This is a genomic window from Gammaproteobacteria bacterium, assembly GCA_003696665.1.
In the GTDB taxonomy this organism is placed as follows: Bacteria; Pseudomonadota; Gammaproteobacteria; order Enterobacterales.
In genome coordinates, this window is record RFGJ01000661.1 from 1 (window position 1) to 1,940 (window position 1,940).

General features: G+C 53.6%; 3 protein-coding genes. All 3 read left to right on the top strand.

Annotated features, from left to right (window positions below; all coding sequences use genetic code 11):
• A partial coding sequence (locus D6694_15780) for a hypothetical protein (protein ID RMH33045.1) occupies positions 1-759 on the top strand: 759 nt, incomplete at its 5' end.
• 52 nt (positions 760-811) lie between these two features.
• A complete protein-coding gene (locus D6694_15785) occupies positions 812-1,366 on the top strand; it encodes a hypothetical protein (GenBank protein RMH33046.1) in 555 nt (184 codons plus the stop codon).
• Positions 1,367-1,438: 72 nt separating this feature from the next.
• A partial coding sequence (locus D6694_15790) for a hypothetical protein (protein ID RMH33047.1) occupies positions 1,439-1,940 on the top strand: 502 nt, incomplete at its 3' end.

Genomic DNA, 1,940 nt, shown 5'->3' on the forward strand with positions numbered 1-1,940 from the left:
CAGAGTTTGAACCGGTACGCGTATGTGCTCAACAACCCCCTGCGGTTCGTGGATCCCAGTGGGCATGTTCCCATAATCGATGCGGGAGATGGGGTCGGTAGTTTTACCTCCCCTCCGGAAACTCCTGTTTCTGGCGATGTAGTTGCAAATTGGCTAATCTACGATGAGATGCTACCCAATGCGCAAAGTCCCATTGCACTGACAATTGAGCGGCTTAACGCAATGGCTGTACGATTATTGCGGGATGAAGCCCAAAAGGTTTTGCGCAATGGGCCAGAAAAAAGTGACTCATTGATCCTGATTCTCGCTGCTTACGCCAAGGTCGAGGCGTACCGACAATGGAAGTCTATGGTGCAGACCGGCGCCCCCTGGGACCACAAACCCTACATTCTCAGTCGTTTTGGAGCGATAGCGTGGCATGATGGCTATGGCTATCGGTTTGATATCTGGTCGAATATCCACTATGGATATGTCGGACGCAAGGTCGGGTTGTCGCGAACAGAATTGCTTGCTGGTGCAGGTGCGGCTCAGATTATGGATGGGACCAGTCAACTTGGATACTGGGGAAGTTGGTTCGATGATCCGTATGATCAAGCATCGATCCGTATTGGCATCGAGCTGTATGAGCGGTATCAGTTAAATGTAACACCGGCTCAGTTCTGGCAGGTATTTGATGATTATGCTGGTTTGTTGCCTCGCAGGGGAATGGAGCCGCGATTCGGAACAGGATCGGCAGGAGGTAACGGTGGATATCGGTAGGCTCCAACGCAGACGAAACATTAGACTAGTAGGTTTGGCGGCTTTCGTGTTTATGCTGCTTCTGTCAGCTTGTCAACCCCCAGAGCAAGCGAGAGTACAAGTTCAGACAGATCTACAGATGTGTTTGCTAAATGTTACGGATTTACCCGTCGGATGGCAGATTGCCAGTGCTCCAGGCCCCTACGATCTGCCAGAACGCATTCTACCTGGCAGGGCACTCGCAGGTGTCAGGGTCACATTTCTGTACCCCGAGTTTGGAGCTAGAGCCTTCCATGAACTGTTGCTTTATAACGACCCCGAACAGGCAGCCCGTGAATTCGCACGACAGCAGCCAGGCGTGTTTTACAGATCAGGACGTATCACTCCTTGGGAGGAACCCGATATCGTTTACACGAATCGCTCCGCCGATAGATTCCGCCTGGCTTGTGCGGATTTCGAGACTGGGGGCAAATATAACAGAATCTGCGCGGCCCTGGCGCAATATGATCGGTTTCTCTCTGCCTTTGATACCTGGATCTCGCCTGAATACATGACACACGAGCAATTGATCCAAGCCCTGCAGGCCATCGATAGACAGATGACCCAGTGTGTTGAGCGTATTCAATAACATGGAGTAGAGAAGGATGAAGCGGCATTTATTCTTGCTGTTCTGAATAGTTGGCATTCTCTCTCCCATGGCTTGGTTTGTCGGCTTTTTGCCCGCTGGGCAGAGCCCTTTCAATATTATCTTCAGCCCAGACTGGGTCCATTATGGACTATCGGCGAGGTGGTCTACACCCTGGTTTTCGACTATGAGAATCGGCTGACGGAGGTGAAACAGGGAACGACTGTCCTGGCTTCCTTCGTTTATGATGCGGACGGCAACCGGGTCAAGAGCACAGTGGGTGGGGTGACGACAGTCTACATCGCCGGGCTGTACGAATACTCTGGCGGTGCGGCCAGGAGCTACTACACGGGTCCGGGCGGCGTCGTTGCCATGCGCAGCGGCGGCGTGGTCTACTACCTGCTGAGCGACCAGCTCAATAGCACGGCGCGCATTGTCAACAGCGCGGGGGTCATCCAGGCTGACACCTACTACTATCCCTACGGTAGCAAGCGGAGCGGCAGCTACAGCAGCCTGACGACAAAATGCTGCTCTGACGCGGCGGCGATCCGGGTGGGCCGCCGCGTCGTTTCGTCCA

Coding starts and splice junctions, on each gene's coding strand:
- D6694_15785 (RMH33046.1), top strand. CDS start 812: ATGCTGCTTCTGTCAGCTTGTCAACCCCCAGAGCAAGCGAGAGTACAA.